At 60.5% G+C, this 334-nt stretch carries 1 protein-coding gene; it reads left to right on the forward strand.

The features are described from left to right. On the forward strand, positions 1-334 hold a 334-nt coding region (locus QWI17_RS21590), incomplete at both ends, for a type II toxin-antitoxin system RatA family toxin (RefSeq protein WP_302724607.1).

Here is a 334-nt window from a genome sequence, read left to right on the forward strand (position 1 = left end):
ATGACTACCCATATTCAACGCTCCGCCCTGCTGCCATACCCCGCCCAGGCGCTCTACGATCTGGTCAACGACGTGGCCAGCTACCCGCAGTTCCTGCCGTGGTGCTCGGCCGCGACGGTGATCGACAGCAGCGAAACGCACATGCGTGCCAAGCTCGAAGTGGCCAAGGGCGGCATAAGCCAGCACTTTGTGACGCGCAACGTGCTGGTGCCCGGGCAGTCCATCGAAATGAACCTGGAGGAGGGCCCCTTTACCCAATTGCATGGGGTGTGGGTGTTCAAGCCTTTGGGCGAGAAGGCCTGCAAAATCAGCCTGGACCTGTCGTTCGATTATG

Source organism: Gilvimarinus gilvus, assembly GCF_030518155.1.
Classification (GTDB): Bacteria; Pseudomonadota; Gammaproteobacteria; order Pseudomonadales; family Cellvibrionaceae; genus Gilvimarinus; species Gilvimarinus gilvus.